Below are 16,406 nucleotides of genomic sequence, written 5' to 3'. Positions count from 1 at the left end.
CACTCACCTGTCGTCCCAGGTTACCGGCAGCGACTCCAGGCTGCGTACCACCAGGCCGGGCCGGAACCGCAGCTCCGCCTCGTCGACCGCGAGCCGCAGGCCGGGCAGCCGGCGCAGCAGGGCGCCCAGCGCCTCCTGCAACTCCATCCGGGCCAGCGCCGCGCCGAGGCAGTGGTGCGGGCCGGCGCCGAACGCCAGGTGCGGGTTGTGCGCGCGGTCCAGGTCGAGCGTGTCCGCGCCGGGGAACACCGTCGTGTCCCGGTTGGCCGAGGCGATCGCCGGCATCACCGCCGACCCGGCCGGCAGGCGTACGCCGCCGAGCTCCACCTCCTCGGTGGTCACCCGGGGCAGCAGCACGCCGTTGTCGCCGAGTTGGATGAAGCGGGACAGCTCCTCGACCGCGCGGGCTACCGCGACCGGGTCGTCGCCGCGCAGCCCGGCCAACTGCTCGGGGTGGCGGGCCAGCACGAGCAGGAACAGGTTGAGCTGGTTGGTGGTGGTCTCGTGCCCGCCGACGAAGATGCCGGCGGTGACCGACACCAGCTCCCGTTCGGTGAGGTCGTCGTGCTCGTCCCAGGCGGCGATGAGCGCGCTCATCAGGTCGTCGCCGGGCCGGCGGCGGCGCTCGACGATCATCTCGCGGAAGGCGTCGAGCGCGGCCTGCGGCGCGGCCGGGTCGGCGTCCCAGTCGCCGACGAGCGCGTCGGACCACTCCCGCACCCGCTCCTGGTCCGCCTCCGGGATGCCGAACAGCTTGCTGATCACGTAGATCGGCAGCGGCGCGGACAGGTGGGTGATCAGGTCGGCCGGGCGTCCCGCCGCCTCCATCCGGTCGATCATCGCGTCCACGAGCGCGGCCACCGTGGGGCGCAGCTCCTCCACCCGGCGGACGGTGAAGGCGTGCGACACCGCCCGGCGCATCGTGGTGTGCCGGGGCGGGTCCATGCCGATGAGCGAGTCCTCGGCGAGCGAGCCGAGTTCCCGGGTCGGCCGGTTGGGTCCGGCCGCGGCGGCCCGGCTGAACCGCTGGTCGGTGAAGACCCGCCGCACGTCGGCGTGCCGGGTGGCGAGATAGGCCGACGCCCCGTCGGGCAGCTCGACGCGGGCCACCGGGCAGGTCTCGCGCAGCCGGGTGTAGTCAGGTGACGGGTGGTAGATGGTGGGAGCCGGAGCGAGCGGGTACGGGACAGGCTGCTGCTGCGTCATCTGCGACTCCTTTGTGGTGGTCAGGTCGGGGTGCGCTCGGCGAGGGCGGCCAGCGCCGGCACCACGTCGGCGGGGCTGGGCAGCGCGGCGATCCGGTCCCGCATCAGCGTCGCCGCCGTCCGGGCGGGCCCGTCGCCGAGCAGGTCCCCGACGGTGTCCCGCAGCACGGCGTCACCGGCGTGCGCGGGCGGCAGGCAGGCGCCGGCGCCGGTGACCGTCAGCCGTTCGCCGTTGAAGTGGTGGTCGGTCACCTGCGGCAGGATGAGCTGCGGCACGCCGTACGCGAGCGCTGTCATGGTGGTGCCGGCGCCGCCCTGTTGCACGAGCGCGGCGCAGGTCGGCAGCACCAGCCGCAACGCCAGCGGCGCGTCGGCCAGCCGCACGTTGGCCGGCAGCGGTCCCAGGCCGCGTTGCTGGCGGGGCTCGACCACCACCACGACCTCGACGTCCAGCTCGGCGACGGACCGGACGACCCGGGCCAGGTCGAGCCGGTCGTGCAGCCCGACGCCGGCCATCATGGTGCCGGCGGTGACGCAGACCCGGGGCCGGTCCGCCGGGCGGCGCAGCCAGGGCGGCACCACGGCCGTCCCGTTGTACGGCACGAAGCGCACCGGTCGGCCCGGGCGGGTCATCGGCACCTGCAGCGGCGGCGGCGCCGGGTCGAGCGTCAGGGCGCCGTTCAGCGCCACGTCGCCGGCGGCGAGGCCGAACCGGGCGGCGAGCGGCCCGATCACCGACTCCGGGTCGAGCCGGAGCGTCACCGAGGAGTCCGGCCCCCACAGGTGCAGCACGCCGGGTACGCCGAGCGCGGCGGCGGCCACCGGGGCGGCCAGGTTGAACGGCTCCCAGACCAGCAGGTCCGGCTGCCAGGCCCGGCCGAACTCGACGAGCTCGTCGAGGAGGGCGTCGGCGAACCGGACCACGCCGCCGTCGGCGGTGATCTCCGGCTCGACGTGGCCCGGCGGTGCGGCCCGGTCCAGCGGGCCCACCGCGCCGATCCGGCCGGCGAACGCCTCGGCGAAGTCGACGTCGGCGCCCAACGGCACGGCGGCCAGCCCGGCCGCGGTGATCGTGGCGGCCATCGAGGGATGGCTGGCCACCCGCACCTCGTGCCCGGCGGCCTGGAGCGCCCACCCGAGCGGGGCCAGGCCGTAGAAATGCGACCGCCAGCCCCACGTCGACATCAGAATTCGCATGGCCGCAGTCAAATGCCACCAATCCGCGCGCGAAACGGCAGTCCTGGACCACAGATGCTAGGCGATCGGAGTCCGTCCGCGGAAGGTCGTCGCGTCGTCAATAGATATTGACGCCGGACTAACGGGTGGTGGAGTCTTACCCGGTGCCGGTCAATTCCGCGCTGCGCCCCTATCCGTTCGCGCCGTTCACCGGCGACCTCCCCGCCGACCTGCTCGACATGGTCGTCACCGACCCGGTCAGTCGGGTGCGGCTGCCCGACGGGCGGCCGGCCTGGCTGGTGCTCAGCTACGAGCACTGCTGCACGGTCCTGGCCGATCCCCGGTTCTCCCGCCTCCCGCCGGGCGCCACCTCGGCGCCGGGCGCCGCCGGCCCCCGGGAGTTGAACATGGACGGTCCGGCGCACGCGGCGGTGCGCCGCGTCGCCGGCCGCGCGTTCACCGCGCGCCGCATCTCCACCTTCCGTCCCCGGGTACGGCGGATCGTGGACGGGCTCGTCGACGCCATGCTCGCCGGTCCCCGCCCGGCCGACGTGGTGGCCGGGCTGGTGGCGCCGCTGCCGGTGTTCGTGGTGTGCGACGTGCTCGGCGTGCCGGCCGCCGACCGGCCCCGGTTCTACGCCTGGATCTCCGGCCTGAACTCGGTCACCGCGTACGGCTCGGACGGCGCGGCGCGGGCGCAGGCGGAGCTGCGGGCCTACCTGGCGGGGCAGCTGACGCGCAAGCGGGCGGAGCCCGGCGACGATCTGCTCTCGGCGTGGGTGCACGGTCAGGACGCGCACGAACTCGTCGACGCCGAGTTGGTCGAGCTGGCCATGGGCGTGCTGCTCGGTGGCCTGGAGATCAACTCCACGAGCGCCGGCCTGCGCGCGTTGTTCCAGCACCCGGAGCAGTTGGCGAAGCTGCGCGCGGCCCCGGAGAAGCTCGCCTCGGCGACCGACGAGATCCTGCGTTACACGTCGGTGAGCGCCATGTTCCGGGTCCAGGTGGTGCGGGAGGACCTGGTCCTCGGCGGCGTCGCGATGCGGGCCGGCGACTGCGTGATGGCGGTCCCGTGGGCCGGCAACCGCGATCCCCGCCAGTTTCCCGAGCCGCACGTCTTCGACATCGACCGGACGCCCACCGTCCCGCACCTGACGTTCGGCTTCGGGCCGCACTTCTGCCTGGGCACGGCGCTGGGCCGGATGCAGGTGGAGCTGTCGCTCGGCGCGTTGCTGGCCCGGATGCCGGGGCTGGCGCCGGCGGTGCCGATCGACGAGATCCCGTGGCGGCACGACCGGATGAACGGCGGCATCGAGTGGTTCCCGGTCACCTGGTGACCGGCGCGCTCAGTAGCTCTCCACCGCGTTGACCCGGTCCGGCCAGTAGCGCTGGCCGGGCGCCGGGACGTGGTGCTCCCACCGGGGCGGGTCGCCGGTCGGGTGGTCGCCGAGCACGGTGATGCGCTGCCCGCGCCGGATGCCGTCGTAGTCGTTCACCGCGTAGTGCTGGGTGACCCGGTTGTCCCACACCGCGACGTCACCCGCCTGCCAGCGGTACCGGCAGGTGAACTGCGGGCTCTCGGAGAACCCGAACAGGTATTCCAGCAGCGCGTCGCTCTCGTTGCGGGTGAGCTGCGGGATGTGCGAGGTGAACAGGCGGTTGACGTAGAGCGAGCGGCGTCCGGTCTCGGGGTGCACGCGCACCACCGGATGCTCCGCCCGGCTGGTGAACTCGGTGCCGATCCGGATGACGTGGATGGCGGTCAGCCCGTCGAGCAGGTCCCGCAGCGGCGCGGAGAGCGCCTCGTAGACCCGGTGCTGGTTGGTCCACATGGTGTCGCCGCCGACCTCCGGCAACTGGATCAGGTGCAGCACCGAGGCGATCGGCGGGCTCTGGTGGAACGTCATGTCGGTGTGCCACACGTCTACCTTCCCGCCGTCCTCGGAGTCGATCACCACGATCTCCGGGTGCCCGTCGAGCCGGGGCAGGTAGGGGTGCAGCTCCACCTCGCCGAAGCGGCGACCGAACGCGACGTGCGCCTCCGGGGTCAGTCCGGCCTGGCCGGCGAGGAAGACCACGTGGTGCTTCAGCAGGAGGTCGTGGACGTGCGCGAAGCCCTCGTCGGTGAGCGTGTTCAAATCGAGGCCGCGCACCTGGACGCCGAGCGCGCCGGTCACGGGCCGGACGTCGACGGCGGTGGAAGTGGTCATCGATGATCCTCCGGTCTGCGCGCGACGGCCCGTCCGCGCATTGTTCCACGATCGTGAATGTCCTCACCACCGTCGGCGTTGACGTGCCGGCCGCGAACTTGGGATCATTCGGGGCCGGTGGACCGGGGGAGGAAACTGGTGGCGATCGACGGGGACGCGGCGGCACGGCTCGACCGGCTCACCGACCTGGCGACCCCGTTCGCCGTGCGTACCGCGGTGACGCTGCGGGTGCCGGACCGGATCGCGGCCGGCGTCACCGGCCTGACCGAGCTGGCCGCGGCGTGCGACGCCGACCCGGCCGCGCTGGGTCGCCTGCTGCGCTACCTGACCCACCGGGGCGTGTTCGCCGAGGTGTCGCCGGACGTGTTCGGGTTGACCGACGTCGGCGCGCTGCTGTGCGACCGGGACGGCGGCGGCCACGGCGCCGACCTGGACCTGGGTGGTCTCGGCGCCCGGATGGACCTGGCCTTCGCGGGGCTGCCGCACGCGATCCGCACCGGCGGCCCCGGCTACGCGGCGGTCCACGGCCGCGACTTCTGGGCCGACCTCGACGCGCACCCGGAGCAGCGCGCCTACTTCGACGCGGTGATGCTCAGCCAGCAGCGGATCACCGCCCCGGAGGTGGCCGCGTGCTATCCCTGGGCCGAGGTGACGCACGTGGTCGACGTCGCCGGCGGCTCCGGTGGGTTGCTGCGGGAGCTGCTGTGCGCGCACCCGCACCTGCGGGGCACGCTGGTGGACCGCGACGAGCCGGTGGCGACCGCCGCCGCGACGTTCGCCGAGCACGGCCTCACCGGCCGGGTCGACGCCGTGGTCGGTGACTTCTTCGCCGCGCTGCCGACCGGCGGCGACGTGTACGTGGTGTCCCGCGCGCTCACCGACTGGAGCGACACCCACGCGACGGCGATCCTGCGCCGCTGCGCCGAGGCGGCCGGCGACACCGGTCGGGTGCTCGTCATCGAGGTGCTGCCCACCATGCCGCACGTGCCGCACCTGTCCCCGTACGACCTGCGGATGCTGGTGCTTGTCGGTGGCCGGGAGCGCGGGGTGGCCGAGCACGCCGCGCTGGCCGCCGCCGCGGGGCTGGCGCCCCGGCGCACCTTCCACGGCTCCGGCGGGCTCACCCTGATGGAGTTCGCCGCGGCCTGAGCCGCGCCGCGACGGGACGTCCCATACCCACCGGTGCGCGCGGCCATTGAGGCATTTGGCGGCGCATCGGCCAATTTGGCGAAGATTATCGTCATCGCATTCACCGCCGCCGACGGATTGGCGCATTTATCGATGGTTGTTCACCGGAGTTCCGGCCGGTAACGTCTCGCGTGGCGACTAGCCGAGCCTTCGTGAAAGGGTCGACGCGTCATGACCGTTGCTGGATTTACGCGATATCCGCCCTTCATCGACGACCTGGCCCGAAGCGAATCCGGGCGACTGCTGCACGCCGAACTCGGCCGCCGCTGGCCGGAGACGACCGACCAGCTCGTGACGATCGCCCGGTACGCGCTGCTGCCGCCGGGCAAGCTGCTGCGCCCGATGATGACGCTGCACGCGGCGGAGGCGGTGGGCGGATCACCCCGGGACGTGCTCGCCGCCGCGCTCGGCACCGAATACCTCCACGTCGCGACGCTCGTGCACGACGACATCATCGACGCCGACACGATGCGCCGGGGCCGCCCGGCCGTCCCGGTCGCGTTCGGCATCCCGAATGCCATCGTCGCCGGTGACCACCTCATCTTCTCCTCGTTCCGGGCCATCGTGGACGGTGGCGGCGCGGTCCCGCCGGGCCAGGTCGTCGCCGCGCTCACCGCCCTCGCCGAGGCGGGGCAGGACCTGTGCCGGGGGCAGGCGATCGAGGCGCAGCTCGTCGGCGACCTGGACGCGGGCGCCAGGTGGTATCCGGAGATGATCCGCCTGAAGACCGGTTCGCTGTTCCGCGCGGTGTGCCACATCGGCGCGCTCCTCGGCGGCGCGGAACCGGCCGTGGCGTCCGCGCTCGCCCGCTACGGCGAGCACCTCGGCATCGCGTTCCAGATCCGCGACGACCTGCTGTCCTACGTGGCCACGCCGGAGCAGACCGGCAAGCCGGCGACGAGTGACCTCAACAACGGCCGGCCGACGCTGCCGCTGCTGCTGGCGTACGACGCGGCCACCGACACGGCCCGGGTCGAGCTGATGGCGGTGCTGCACCGGCGCGGCGCCGGACCCGGCGACGTCGAGTGGGTCACCGCGCTGCTGCGCGAGGTCGACGCGGTGGCGCGGGCCCGCCGCCGGATGGTGGAGCACGCCGAACGCGCCCGCGCCGAACTGGCCGTGCTCGCGCCGTCGGCGAGCGCGGACGTGCTCGCCGGCATCGCGGCCTGGATGACGAGCGAGACGCGGTGAGCGTCGCCCGAGCACTGCGGGCGCACGTCGAGACCTGGCGGCCCTACACGCTCTGGTACGTCGGGCTGGTCGGCCTCGGTGGCGCGGCGGTGGCCGCCGGCCCGCACCACCCGTGGCGGCTGCTGTCGGCCTGGGCGGCGCCCACCGCCGGCTGGCTCGGCGGCCACTACCTCGGTGACTGGTTCGACCGTGAGCTGGACGCCGGCAGCAAACCGCACCGGCCGATCCCGTCGAGCCGGTTGGGCGCGCGGACGGCACTGGCGTGCGGCTGCGCCTGCTTCGCCGTCCTCGCGGCGCTGGCCGTCGCGGGCGGCTGGGGCACCACGGCGGCGGCGCTGCTGGCCGGGGGCGGGATCGTCGCGTACAGCCGCTGGTTGAAGGCGCGGGGGATCGCCGGGAACCTGGTCCGGGGCGCGCTCGGCGCGGTCGCGCTCCTCTACGGCGCGCTCGCCGTCGGCCTGCCGGCCGACCCGTTCCCGGCGCTGCCCGTCCTGCTGGCGCTGATCGTCGCCTTCTGGTCGCACGACGCGATGTCCAACCTGGTCGGGGCGCTGCGCGACATCGACGGCGACCGCGCGGGCGGCTACGAGACGCTGCCGGTGCGCCGGGGCGTACCGTTCGCGGTCCGGACCGTGGTGGCGTTGCACGCCGTCGCCATCGGCGCGGCGCTCACCGCCGGCCTGCTGGCCGACCGCGACGCGCGGCCCGCCTACCTGGCCACGCTGCTCGTCGTCGTGGTCGTGGGCGTCGCCGCGTGGACGCCGCTTGTCGCCCGGGGCGCCGGGATGCCCGTCCTGGTGGCGTTGCGCGCCCACTCCGTCCTGGTCGTCGAACGGGTCGTGCTGGCCTCGGCCGTGGTCGGGCTCGGCCTCGGCGTCGCCGTGCAGCTCCTGCTGGCGCTGCCGATGCTCGCGTTCACCTGGTGGGCGCAGCGCGGGATGCGCGTCCGGCACGAACTCGGCCCGCCGACCGCCGGCCTGGCCCTGGCCGCCCACCGTCGAGTGCCCCTGGAGGACGCGACATGACCGAGGTGACCGCCGAGGCCGTCGGCAAGGCGATCGCCGCCGGCGCCGAGGCGCTGCTGCGTCGCCAACGCCCCGACGGCGCCTTCGGCGACGACCCGCCGGCGTCGGTGCTGGGCACCGCGGGCGCGGTGGCCGCGCTGCACGCGGCCGACCCGACCGGCAGCGCCGACCTCGTCGACGCCGGCGCCGCGTGGCTGCGTCGGCAGCAGCACGACGACGGCGGCTGGGGCGGCGTGGTCGGCGCGGACAGCGAGGTGGTGCCCACCGCCGTCGCGGTCGCGGCGCTCGCGCTCGGCGCGCCGGCCGCGAGCGTCGAGGCGATCGCCGCCGGCCGGGCCCGGCTGGCCGCCCTCGGCGGCGTCGACGCCGTCACCGACCGGGCCATCTCGCTGCTCTGCCGGCAACTGCTCACCATGGCCGGGATGACCGCCGAGGCCGGCCCGCTGCGCCGGCTGCCGCTGGAGATCGTCCTGTTCGACCGGGTCCGTCGCCGGCGGCTGTCGTTCCGCACCGCGCCCTTCGTCGGCCTCGCCCTGATGCAGGCGGACCTGCTGCCCGCCGGCCGGCTGCGCCGCGCCACGCTGCGCCGGGCCCGGCCGGTGGCGGTCGGCCTGCTGCGCTCCATCTTCGACCACGAGGGCCGCACCGGCGCGCTGAGCGAGGACCCGTGGCCCGCCGCCCTGGTGCTGCTCGGCCTGGCCCGCAGCGGCGAGGCGCCGGACATCGCGCGGGCCGTCGTCGGCTGGCTGCGACGGGCGGTACGCCCCGACGGCGCCTGGGACGCGGTGGCGAACCTGGACCTGACCCGCTCCGGCTACGCGGTGACCGGGCTGGTCGCCGCCGGGTACGCCGCCGACCCACGCCTGCGTGCCACCCGCGACTTCCTGCACGCCACCCAGAAGCCGACCGCGTTCGACGTGCTGGACGTGCCGCCGGGCGGGTGGAGCTACTCCAACGTGGGCGGCTGGCCGGTGACGCTGGAGTCGGCCGAGATCCTGTCCGCGCTCGCCGGCCTCCCCGACGCCGACACCGACCCGGTCCTGCGTACCGGCCTGTCCTGGCTGGTCGACCGCCAGGACAGCCGCGGCTCCTGGAGCCTGTGGGTACGCGACACCCAACTCGCCAACGACGGCCCCTGCCCGGCCATCACCAGCCAGGCCGTCCTCGCGCTGCACGACGCCGGGCACCCGGACGACCACCCGGCGATCGCGCGCGCCGCGGCCTGGCTGCTGACCCGGGCGGCGCCCGACGGCACGTTCGAGAACCTCTGGTACCGCGACCACACCTCCGGCACGGCAGTGGTGGTGGGCGCGTTGTCGCGCGTCGGCCACGCCCGGCACGAGGTGGTCCGCCGCGCGGTCCGCTGGCTGCGCGACACCCAGTTGCCGGACGGCTCGTGGGGGCCGGGCGACGGCACGCCCGGCACGGTCGAGGAGACCGCGTGGGCCGTCCAGGGCCTGCTCGCCACCGGCGATCCCGAGGTCGCCGCCGCGGCGGACCGGGGCGTCGCCTGGCTGGTGTCGGCCGCCGGGCCGGACGGCGGGTGGCCGGCGGCCCGGGTGTGCAACTACATCCGCCACCACATGCGCTACCCGAACGCGGTGATCACCCAGGCGCTCGCGCTGCGGGCGCTCGGCGACCACCGCCGGGCCACCGCCGGGCGACCTGACGTCGCGCCCGGGGCGGTCGCCCGATGAGCGCCGACGTCGTGGTGGTGGGCGCCGGCGCCGGTGGGCTGGCCAGCGCCCGCGCGCTCGGCGCGCTCGGCCTGCGGGTGGTGGTGCTCGACCGGCAGCGCACCCCGGCGGCCATCGCCAAGGGCGAGATCCTCCAGCCGGAGACCGTCCGCATCCTCGACTCCTGGGGCGCGCTCGACCCGCTGCGGGCCACCGGCGCCCGCCCGGTCGGGCGGCTGGCCATCCGCGACCCGTACGGCGAACCGTTGCTCTGCCTCGACTACACCGGCCTGCCCGGCGCGTACCGGGAGATCCTCTGCGCCGACTACGGCGACCTGCGCGGCGTGCTCGCCGACGGGCTGCCCGCCACGGTGGACCTGCGGTGGGGCCGGCGGGTCACCGGCCTGCGGCGCGACGACGCCGGCCGGGTCACCGGCGTCCGGGTCACCGGCGACGGGACCGACGAGGAGATCCCGGCGGCGCTCGTGGTGGCCGCCGACGGCATGTCCTCGCCGCTGCGCCGGGCCGCCGGCATCGCGGCGCGGCGCAGCGAGTACCCGCACGGCCTGGTCGCCTTCGACGTGGCCGACGCCGAGGTGGCCGACGAGGTGACCGCCTACCGGACCGGCCGCGGCCTCTGCCTGGTCTATCCGCTGCCGGGCAGCCGGTGTCGCCTCTACGTCCAGGTGGCACCGGACGAGTTCCGGGGCCGGGCCGACCTGGGCGGCTGGTGCGACCGGCTGCTCGCCGACGTGCCGGCGGTCCGGCCGCTGGAGCCGGCGATCCGGGCGAGCCTGCACCGCCGGCAGCTCCTCGCCGTCTACCGGCTGCGCACCGCCCGCCTGACCGTGCCCGGTCTCGCGCTCGTCGGCGAGGCCGCGCACGCGGTGCACCCGATGGCGGCGCAGGGCGTCAACAGTTCCCTCGGCGACGCCGAGACGCTCGCCGCCGGCCTCGCCGCCGAGGGCGGCACGCCGGAACCCGCCGCGGTGGATCGGGCGCTGCGGGCGTACGAGGCCGCGCGCCGGCCCCGCCTCGACCACGTGGCGACCGTCAGCCACAACGCCTCCCGCATGATCACCAGCGTGGCCGGGCTGCCGAAGCTGCTCGGCGCGCGGATGATGCGCCGCACCGCCGCCAACCCCCGGCTGCTCGGGCTCACCGCCGGCAACCTCTCCGGCACGGACCTGCGACCGCTCTCCCTCGTCGACCGGCTCCACCAGCTCGGCGTGCTCACCGACCGGCACGCACACACCCGTTCCGCACCGGCGCCGTCGGAGAAGTGAGCCACCATGACACCTGCCACCACCATCGCCCCGGTCGACCTGTCGATGAACGAGACGCCGTACCCGCCGCTGCCCGGCGTTCTTCGGCTCGTCACCGACGGCGCCGCCGCCCTCCAGCGGTATCCGGACCGCACCGCCGCCGCGCTCGTGGCCGCGCTGTCCGCGCGCCTGGAGGTGGGGCCGGAGGCGATCCTGGTCGGCCCCGGCTCGGCCGGGCTGTGCCAACACCTCGTGCAGTCCCTCGGCCCCCGGCCGGAGGTCGTGCACGCGGCCCTGTCGTTCGAGGGCTACCCGCTGATCATCCGCAACGCGGGCGCCCGCTCGGTGCCGGTGCCGCTCGACGGGTACGACCACGACCTGCCCGCGATGGCGGACGCGGTGACCGAGCGGACCCGGTGCGTGCTGCTGTGCCACCCCAACAACCCGACCGGGGCGGCGCTGCGCCGGGACCGGGTGGAGGCGTTCCTCGACCGGATCCCGGCCGACGTGCCGGTCATCGTGGACGAGGCGTACCGCGAGTTCGTCACCGACCCGGCCGCGCCGGACGGGATGGAGCTGTACCGGGCGTACGACAACGTCTGCGTGCTGCGCACCTTCTCCAAGGCGTACGGGCTGGCCGCGCTGCGGATCGGCTACGCCGTGCTGCCACCCCGGCTGGTCCCGCCGGCCGCGATGACCGGCGCGGTGTTCTTCCCCAACGCGCTCGCCCAGGCGGCGGCGGTGGCCAGCCTGACGCCGGAGGTCGAGTCGGAGCTGACCCGGCGGTGCGCGGACCTGGTGACGGCGCGTACCCGGCTGACCGACGCGCTGCGCGACCTCGGGCTCACCGTGGCGGCCAGTGAGGCGAACTTCCTGTGGCTGCCGCTGGGGGAGCGGGCGGTGTCGTTCGCCGACCGGGCCCGGGCGGCCGGGATCCTGGTGATGGCGCTGCCCGGGGCCGGGGTGCGGATCACCGTGGGCTCGGACGAGGCGAACGACCGGCTCCGCACGTTCGTCCGGGACCTGCTCGCCGAGGGCTTCTAGAATTTCTTCCCGCCGTGCCGTCGAATTCCGGCCGGGTCGTTCGTAGAACAGGCGAGACGATCCCATCGGGTCCCACGCGCACCGGAAGGCGGAGGCATGGCGAAGCTGATCTACGTGACGAACGTGTCGATCGACGGCTACATCGAGGACGAGAAAGGAGTCTTCGCCTGGCTGCCACCCGACGACGAGGTCTTCACGTTCACCACCGATCTCCTGCGGTCGGCGGGCACCTTCCTCTACGGGCGGCGCCTGTACGAGTCGATGGCCGTCTGGGAGACCGACGCTTCGCTGGCCGCGCGGTCCGACCTGATGGCCGAGTTCGCGAGCGTCTGGCAGGTGGCCGACAAGATCGTCTACTCCACGACCCTCACCACGACGGCCACGGCCCGCACCAGCGTGGAGCGCCGGTTCGACCCCGCCGCCGTGCGCCGGCTGAAGGCCACGGCCGGCAGCGACATCACCATCGGCGGTGCCGACCTGGCGGCGCAGGCCATCCGGGCCGGACTCGTCGACGAGTGCCAGCTGATCGTCTGGCCCACGACCGTCGGCGGCGGCAAGCCGGGACTGCCCACCGGCGTACGCACCGACTACGAGTTCCTCGGCGAACGCCGGTTCCGCAACGGCGTCGTCCTCCTCCGTTACCGCCCGCTCGCCGACTGACCGGGGCCACCCGGCCCGTCCGCCGGTGACGCCCGGATGAGCCTGGTGTCGGCGTTCGTGCCGATCTGGATCCTCACCGCGGTCGGCTACACGGCCTGTCGTCGGGGGCTGCTGGGCGCGGCGGCGGCGTCAGTGCTCGGCCGGTTCGTGTTCCACCTCGCGATGCCGGCCGCCCTGTTCCTGGCCCTGTCCCGAACGCCGCTGGCCGGGTTCGCCGGCCGCTCGCTGCTCGCCTTCGCGGCGAGCACCGTCGCGGTCGTCGGGCTCGGCTGGGCCGGCGCGAGCCGGCTGTTCGGTCGCGGACCCGGCGAACGGCCGATCTGGGGCATGGCCGCCGGGTACGTGAACTCGGCGAACCTCGGCATCCCGATCGCCACGCAGATCCTCGGCGACGTGTCGTTCCTCGCGGAGGTGGTGCTGTTGCAGGTGCTTGTGGTGACGCCGGTGATCCTGGTCCCCCTGGACCGACACCGCGACCCGGCCGCGCGAGCCCGGGTCCGCCGGATCGCCTCGCTGCCGGTACGCAACCCGGTGATCCTGGCGTCGCTGCTCGGTGTCGCGTGCTCGGCCGCCGGCCTGCGTCCGCCGGCCGCCGTCGGCGCGTCGCTCACCCTGCTGTCCGGCGCCGCGGTTCCGGCCGCCCTGGTCGCGCTCGGCGCGTCCCTGCACCGCCCGGCGCCGTCGCGGGCCGCGCCGGCCGAGTGGGCCGAGCTTGCCTTGATCACCGCGCTGAAACTCGTCGCGCAGCCGGTCCTCGCGTACGCGGCCGGGCTGGCGCTGCACCTGTCCGCGCCGCAGTTGCTCGCCGTCGTGGTGTGCGCGGGCCTGCCGACCGCGCAGAACACGTTCATCTACAGCCAGGAGTACGGCGTCGGCGAGGCGGTGGCCAACCGGGCGGTGGCGGTGACCACGACGCTGTCGCTCGCCACCCTGGCCGCGGCGGCGGCGCTGCTCGGGTAGGTCCGTCAGGTGACCCGTCCAGCGATCATGGTGGTTCACGTCGACCAGACGGGTCCACGCCTCCGGTGGCCGCGAGTTCCCGCGGCGCGCGACTCGCGGTAGATCCGGATGCCCGACTGCGCGGGTTGACGGCATCGGTTTCACCAGAGGTCGAGTTGTCCGGGAACCTCGTCGGTGATGCGGTCAGGGAGTTGCCACAGGCGCACGGTGGCGTCCGGCCCTTTGGTGAGCCAACGGCCTTGGCCGTTGTTGGCCGCGATGGCGTTCTGGGTCATGTCGAGGCCGTAGTCGACGTCAGCCTGCCACCGCAAACGGTCGCCGACGACTCTGTCGGGTGAGTGACCATCCACCCGACTCCAGCGACTTCGCTGATCCATCCCACCGGCGGGAGAGCGACGTCGGCGATCAGGACAGGGCGCACCGCCGCAGCCTAACGCCGCGCCGCAGATGACCGTCGCCCTCGTCACTGGTCTGCCGGCAGGAGCGCATCAGACGGCATCGTCGACTGAGATTGGCTGCCGAGCAGCGTCGGGTTGCTCAGGGCCGTCGGGAGTCGAGCAGCGTGATCCTGCGTGCCCCGGCCGTACGTCGGTAGCTGGCGTCGAGTAGCTCGCCGACCTCATCCCAGCCAATGTCATCGGTGAGGTCCACACCGACCCACCCGGAGGCCCCCAGGTAGGCCGGAACGAAGCAACGGTCTTCTGCCAGCAGCGCCGTGCGCTCGTCGGGGTCGACCAGCACGATCACCGACTGTCCGTGCTGTTGATAGACGCCGTCGACCTTCACCGATCCCCCGTAGTAGGCGAAGACTTTGGTGGTGTGGAAGGCGGGACGCCCATGGGAGATCTTCTCGGCCGCGTCGGGGAAGGCCAGGGCGAGCGTTCGCAGCCGGCCCAGGAGCGGGTCCGCCTCGTCGAACATGATGGGGTGCGGCATACCAGAAGGTAAGCACATCCTGGGCGGCCACGGCGCGGTACCGCTGCCGTGGCTGCCGTTCAAGCAGCTTCGACGATCCGGTGTTCCCAGGCCCAAACGGCGATCTCGGTGCGGTTGCGTAGGCCGAGCTTTGTCTGGATGGTCGAGACGTGACTCTTGACCGTACTCAGGGAGATGAACAGCTCGGACCCGATCTCCAGGTTGGTCCGGCCGCGCGCGATCTCCCGTACCACCTCGATCTCGCGTTCCGACAACGACGGCAGCGACTTGTCGGGTTCTGGTTTCGGCGCGGTCAGGTGGCGTAGCAGCCGTACGGTGACCGACGGGGAGACCAGCGCATCGCCGTTGTGGGCGGCGCGTACGGCCTCGACCAGCAGGGCCGGGCCGGCGTCTTTGAGGATGAAGCCGGCCGCGCCGCCGCGCAGTGCCCCGTACACGTATTCGTCGAGGTCGAATGTGGTGACGACGATGACCCGCATCGGGTTGGGTACGCGGGGCCCGGCCAGTGCCCGGGTCACCTCGATGCCGTCGAGCCGGGGCATTCGGATGTCCACCAGGCAGACGTCGGGGCGCAACTGGCGGGCCTGGGCGATCGCGTCGACACCGTCTGACGCCTCGGCGATGACGCTGATGTCCGACTGGTCTTCGAGGATGAGCTTCAGGCCACTGCGGATCATCGCCTGGTCGTCGGCGAGCAGTACGCGGATTGTCATCGCGGCCGTCCCTCATTGATAGGCAGGGTGGCCAGGACCGACCAGCCGGCGTCGGGGTGGGGACCGGCGGCGAGCGAACCGCCGAGGGTTTCGACGCGTTCGCGCATGCCGACGAGGCCGTACCCGCCCCGGTGGGCGGCGCGGGCGGGGCCCGGTGGCGCGTCGTCGACCACCTCGACCCTGACGCCGGCGGGGTTCTGGTCGACGGTGACGGTGACGCCGTGGGCGTGCGGCGCGTGGCGGGCCACGTTCGTCAGCGCCTCCCGGACGATCCGGTACACGGTGCTGGTCACCTCCGGTGGCCATGCCGTCCTCTGCTCGGGCATCCGCAGGCGCACCGGCGGGCCCTGCCGGTTGAAGCGCTCGACGAGTACGCCGAGCTGTTCCGGCCCGGCCGAGGCGGGTGGAGCGTCCTCGGCATCGCGTAGCAACCCGACCACGCGGCGCATCGCGCGCATCGCCTCGGTGCCGGCGGCCTCGATCCCCGTCAGCGACTCGGCCACCTGCCCCGGGTCTTTGCGCGCGACGACGTGGGCGGCCTGCGCCTGGATCAGCATGCCGGTGATGTGGTGGGCCACCACGTCGTGCAGTTCCCGGGCCAGTTCCAGCCGCTCGTCCCGGCGCACCTTCTCGGCGGTTGCCGCCGCCCGGTCGTCCAGCAGCCGCAGTGCCAGCCCGGCCGTGACCGCGCCGAGCCAGGCCACGACATTCATCAACACGACCCCGGAGGCGCCCGAGGTGGTGTCCGAGGCATGCGGCCGTGCGGCGAGACAGGCGCCGCCGACCACCGCGAGCCCTCCGGCGGCAAGTACACCAGCCGGTACGGGAGGCAGGGCTCGCACCGCCGACCCGACGAGGACGGCGAGCGCCAGCGCCATGGCCGGTCCCGGCTCGGTCGGGAGGTGGAACAGCCGGGCCCCCGCGATGGCCAGTCCAGCGATCCCAAGACCGGCGATCGCCGCCCACGCCCGCTGCCGCCGTCGTACCAGCGCCAGCACACAGACCACGACGGCGGCCGAACCGCCCGCCAGCCAGTACCGGACGCCCCAGGTCTGGGCGATCGCCGCGGCCTCGATGCCGATCGCGGCGAGGAAGACCACGGCGAGTCCCGCCGTGGCCGCGGCCCGGAACAGCCGGTGACAGATGCTCACCCTGTT

General features: G+C 74.1%; 16 protein-coding genes. 9 read left to right on the top strand and 7 right to left on the bottom strand.

All coding sequences use genetic code 11. The features are described from left to right. Positions 1–3 precede the first annotated feature (3 nt). The gene (locus tag O7613_RS12875) at positions 4–1,206 is read right to left on the bottom strand and encodes a cytochrome P450 (protein ID WP_281588385.1); all 1,203 of its coding nucleotides are present in this window, start codon (positions 1,204–1,206) and stop codon (positions 4–6) included. Positions 1,207–1,226: 20 nt separating this feature from the next. Further along, the gene (locus O7613_RS12870; protein ID WP_282294059.1) at positions 1,227–2,402 is read right to left on the bottom strand and encodes a nucleotide disphospho-sugar-binding domain-containing protein; all 1,176 of its coding nucleotides are present in this window, start codon (positions 2,400–2,402) and stop codon (positions 1,227–1,229) included. 143 nt (positions 2,403–2,545) lie between these two features. On the opposite strand from O7613_RS12870, the gene O7613_RS12865 reads away from it, so the two are divergent. After that, on the top strand, positions 2,546–3,718 hold the full coding sequence (locus tag O7613_RS12865) for a cytochrome P450 (protein ID WP_282294058.1): 1,173 nt from the start codon (positions 2,546–2,548) through the stop codon (positions 3,716–3,718). A 9-nt stretch (positions 3,719–3,727) separates the two neighbouring features. Here O7613_RS12865 and O7613_RS12860 read toward each other — a convergent pair whose 3' ends face one another. Beyond that, positions 3,728–4,591 carry a TauD/TfdA family dioxygenase gene (locus tag O7613_RS12860; RefSeq protein WP_281588390.1) on the bottom strand — a complete coding sequence of 288 codons (864 nt, stop codon included), beginning with the start codon at positions 4,589–4,591 and terminating at the stop codon, positions 3,728–3,730. A gap of 138 nt (positions 4,592–4,729) precedes the next feature. Here O7613_RS12860 and O7613_RS12855 point away from each other — a divergent pair, with 138 nt between their 5' ends. The 8 genes from O7613_RS12855 to O7613_RS12820 all read left to right on the top strand — a co-directional run bounded on the left by O7613_RS12855 (position 4,730) and on the right by O7613_RS12820 (position 13,600). Then, entirely contained in the window at positions 4,730–5,740 is a 1,011-nt protein-coding gene (locus O7613_RS12855) for a methyltransferase (RefSeq protein WP_281588392.1), read from the top strand. Between the two features lie 210 nt (positions 5,741–5,950). Beyond that, positions 5,951–6,970: a polyprenyl synthetase family protein gene (locus O7613_RS12850; RefSeq protein ID WP_281588394.1), complete on the top strand. Its 1,020-nt coding sequence runs from the start codon at positions 5,951–5,953 to the stop codon at positions 6,968–6,970. Next, complete coding sequence (locus tag O7613_RS12845; RefSeq protein ID WP_281588396.1) at positions 6,967–7,995, top strand: UbiA family prenyltransferase; 1,029 nt, start codon at positions 6,967–6,969, stop codon at positions 7,993–7,995. The genes O7613_RS12850 and O7613_RS12845 overlap by 4 nt, the downstream gene beginning before the upstream one ends. Then, complete coding sequence (locus O7613_RS12840; RefSeq protein ID WP_282294054.1) at positions 7,992–9,692, top strand: prenyltransferase/squalene oxidase repeat-containing protein; 1,701 nt, start codon at positions 7,992–7,994, stop codon at positions 9,690–9,692. Before O7613_RS12845 ends, O7613_RS12840 begins: the two co-directional genes overlap by 4 nt. Then, positions 9,689–10,957: an NAD(P)/FAD-dependent oxidoreductase gene (locus O7613_RS12835; RefSeq protein WP_282294052.1), complete on the top strand. Its 1,269-nt coding sequence runs from the start codon at positions 9,689–9,691 to the stop codon at positions 10,955–10,957. The genes O7613_RS12840 and O7613_RS12835 overlap by 4 nt, the downstream gene beginning before the upstream one ends. Positions 10,958–10,963: 6 nt before the next feature. Further along, positions 10,964–11,980 (top strand): aminotransferase class I/II-fold pyridoxal phosphate-dependent enzyme, encoded by a 1,017-nt coding sequence (locus O7613_RS12830; protein ID WP_282294050.1) that lies wholly within the window; start codon positions 10,964–10,966, stop codon positions 11,978–11,980. A 96-nt stretch (positions 11,981–12,076) separates the two neighbouring features. Then, positions 12,077–12,640 (top strand): dihydrofolate reductase family protein, encoded by a 564-nt coding sequence (locus O7613_RS12825; protein ID WP_282294047.1) that lies wholly within the window; start codon positions 12,077–12,079, stop codon positions 12,638–12,640. 36 nt (positions 12,641–12,676) lie between these two features. Next, on the top strand, positions 12,677–13,600 hold the full coding sequence (locus tag O7613_RS12820; protein ID WP_282294045.1) for an AEC family transporter: 924 nt from the start codon (positions 12,677–12,679) through the stop codon (positions 13,598–13,600). Positions 13,601–13,740: 140 nt separating this feature from the next. Here O7613_RS12820 and O7613_RS12815 read toward each other — a convergent pair whose 3' ends face one another. The 4 genes from O7613_RS12815 to O7613_RS12800 form a co-directional block, all read right to left on the bottom strand. After that, a complete protein-coding gene (locus O7613_RS12815) occupies positions 13,741–13,875 on the bottom strand; it encodes a hypothetical protein (RefSeq protein ID WP_281588408.1) in 135 nt (44 codons plus the stop codon). Positions 13,876–14,137: 262 nt separating this feature from the next. After that, entirely contained in the window at positions 14,138–14,536 is a 399-nt protein-coding gene (locus O7613_RS12810; RefSeq protein ID WP_282294044.1) for an MmcQ/YjbR family DNA-binding protein, read from the bottom strand. Between the two features lie 59 nt (positions 14,537–14,595). Further along, entirely contained in the window at positions 14,596–15,249 is a 654-nt protein-coding gene (locus O7613_RS12805) for a response regulator transcription factor (RefSeq protein WP_281588412.1), read from the bottom strand. Next, entirely contained in the window at positions 15,246–16,400 is a 1,155-nt protein-coding gene (locus O7613_RS12800; protein WP_282294043.1) for a histidine kinase, read from the bottom strand. Before O7613_RS12800 ends, O7613_RS12805 begins: the two co-directional genes overlap by 4 nt. Between the last annotated feature and the right edge of the window lie 6 nt (positions 16,401–16,406).

It is taken from the genome of Micromonospora sp. WMMD975 (genome assembly GCF_029581215.1).
Taxonomy (GTDB): Bacteria; Actinomycetota; Actinomycetes; order Mycobacteriales; family Micromonosporaceae; genus Micromonospora.
Note: the sequence above shows the minus strand (reverse complement) of the source record. Positions and strands in the feature narration are given on the sequence as shown.

Excerpts from the sequence above, each read along its gene's own strand:
- O7613_RS12850 (WP_281588394.1), top strand. The coding sequence starts at position 5,951 with ATGACCGTTGCTGGATTTACGCGATATCCGCCCTTCATCGACGACCTG.
- O7613_RS12815 (WP_281588408.1), bottom strand. The coding sequence starts at position 13,875 with ATGACCCAGAACGCCATCGCGGCCAACAACGGCCAAGGCCGTTGGCTC.
- O7613_RS12805 (WP_281588412.1), bottom strand. The coding sequence starts at position 15,249 with ATGACAATCCGCGTACTGCTCGCCGACGACCAGGCGATGATCCGCAGT.
- O7613_RS12835 (WP_282294052.1), top strand. The coding sequence starts at position 9,689 with ATGAGCGCCGACGTCGTGGTGGTGGGCGCCGGCGCCGGTGGGCTGGCC.
- O7613_RS12825 (WP_282294047.1), top strand. The coding sequence starts at position 12,077 with ATGGCGAAGCTGATCTACGTGACGAACGTGTCGATCGACGGCTACATC.
- O7613_RS12840 (WP_282294054.1), top strand. The coding sequence starts at position 7,992 with ATGACCGAGGTGACCGCCGAGGCCGTCGGCAAGGCGATCGCCGCCGGC.
- O7613_RS12820 (WP_282294045.1), top strand. The coding sequence starts at position 12,677 with ATGAGCCTGGTGTCGGCGTTCGTGCCGATCTGGATCCTCACCGCGGTC.
- O7613_RS12875 (WP_281588385.1), bottom strand. The coding sequence starts at position 1,206 with ATGACGCAGCAGCAGCCTGTCCCGTACCCGCTCGCTCCGGCTCCCACC.
- O7613_RS12830 (WP_282294050.1), top strand. The coding sequence starts at position 10,964 with ATGACACCTGCCACCACCATCGCCCCGGTCGACCTGTCGATGAACGAG.
- O7613_RS12870 (WP_282294059.1), bottom strand. The coding sequence starts at position 2,402 with ATGCGAATTCTGATGTCGACGTGGGGCTGGCGGTCGCATTTCTACGGC.
- O7613_RS12860 (WP_281588390.1), bottom strand. The coding sequence starts at position 4,591 with ATGACCACTTCCACCGCCGTCGACGTCCGGCCCGTGACCGGCGCGCTC.
- O7613_RS12810 (WP_282294044.1), bottom strand. The coding sequence starts at position 14,536 with ATGCCGCACCCCATCATGTTCGACGAGGCGGACCCGCTCCTGGGCCGG.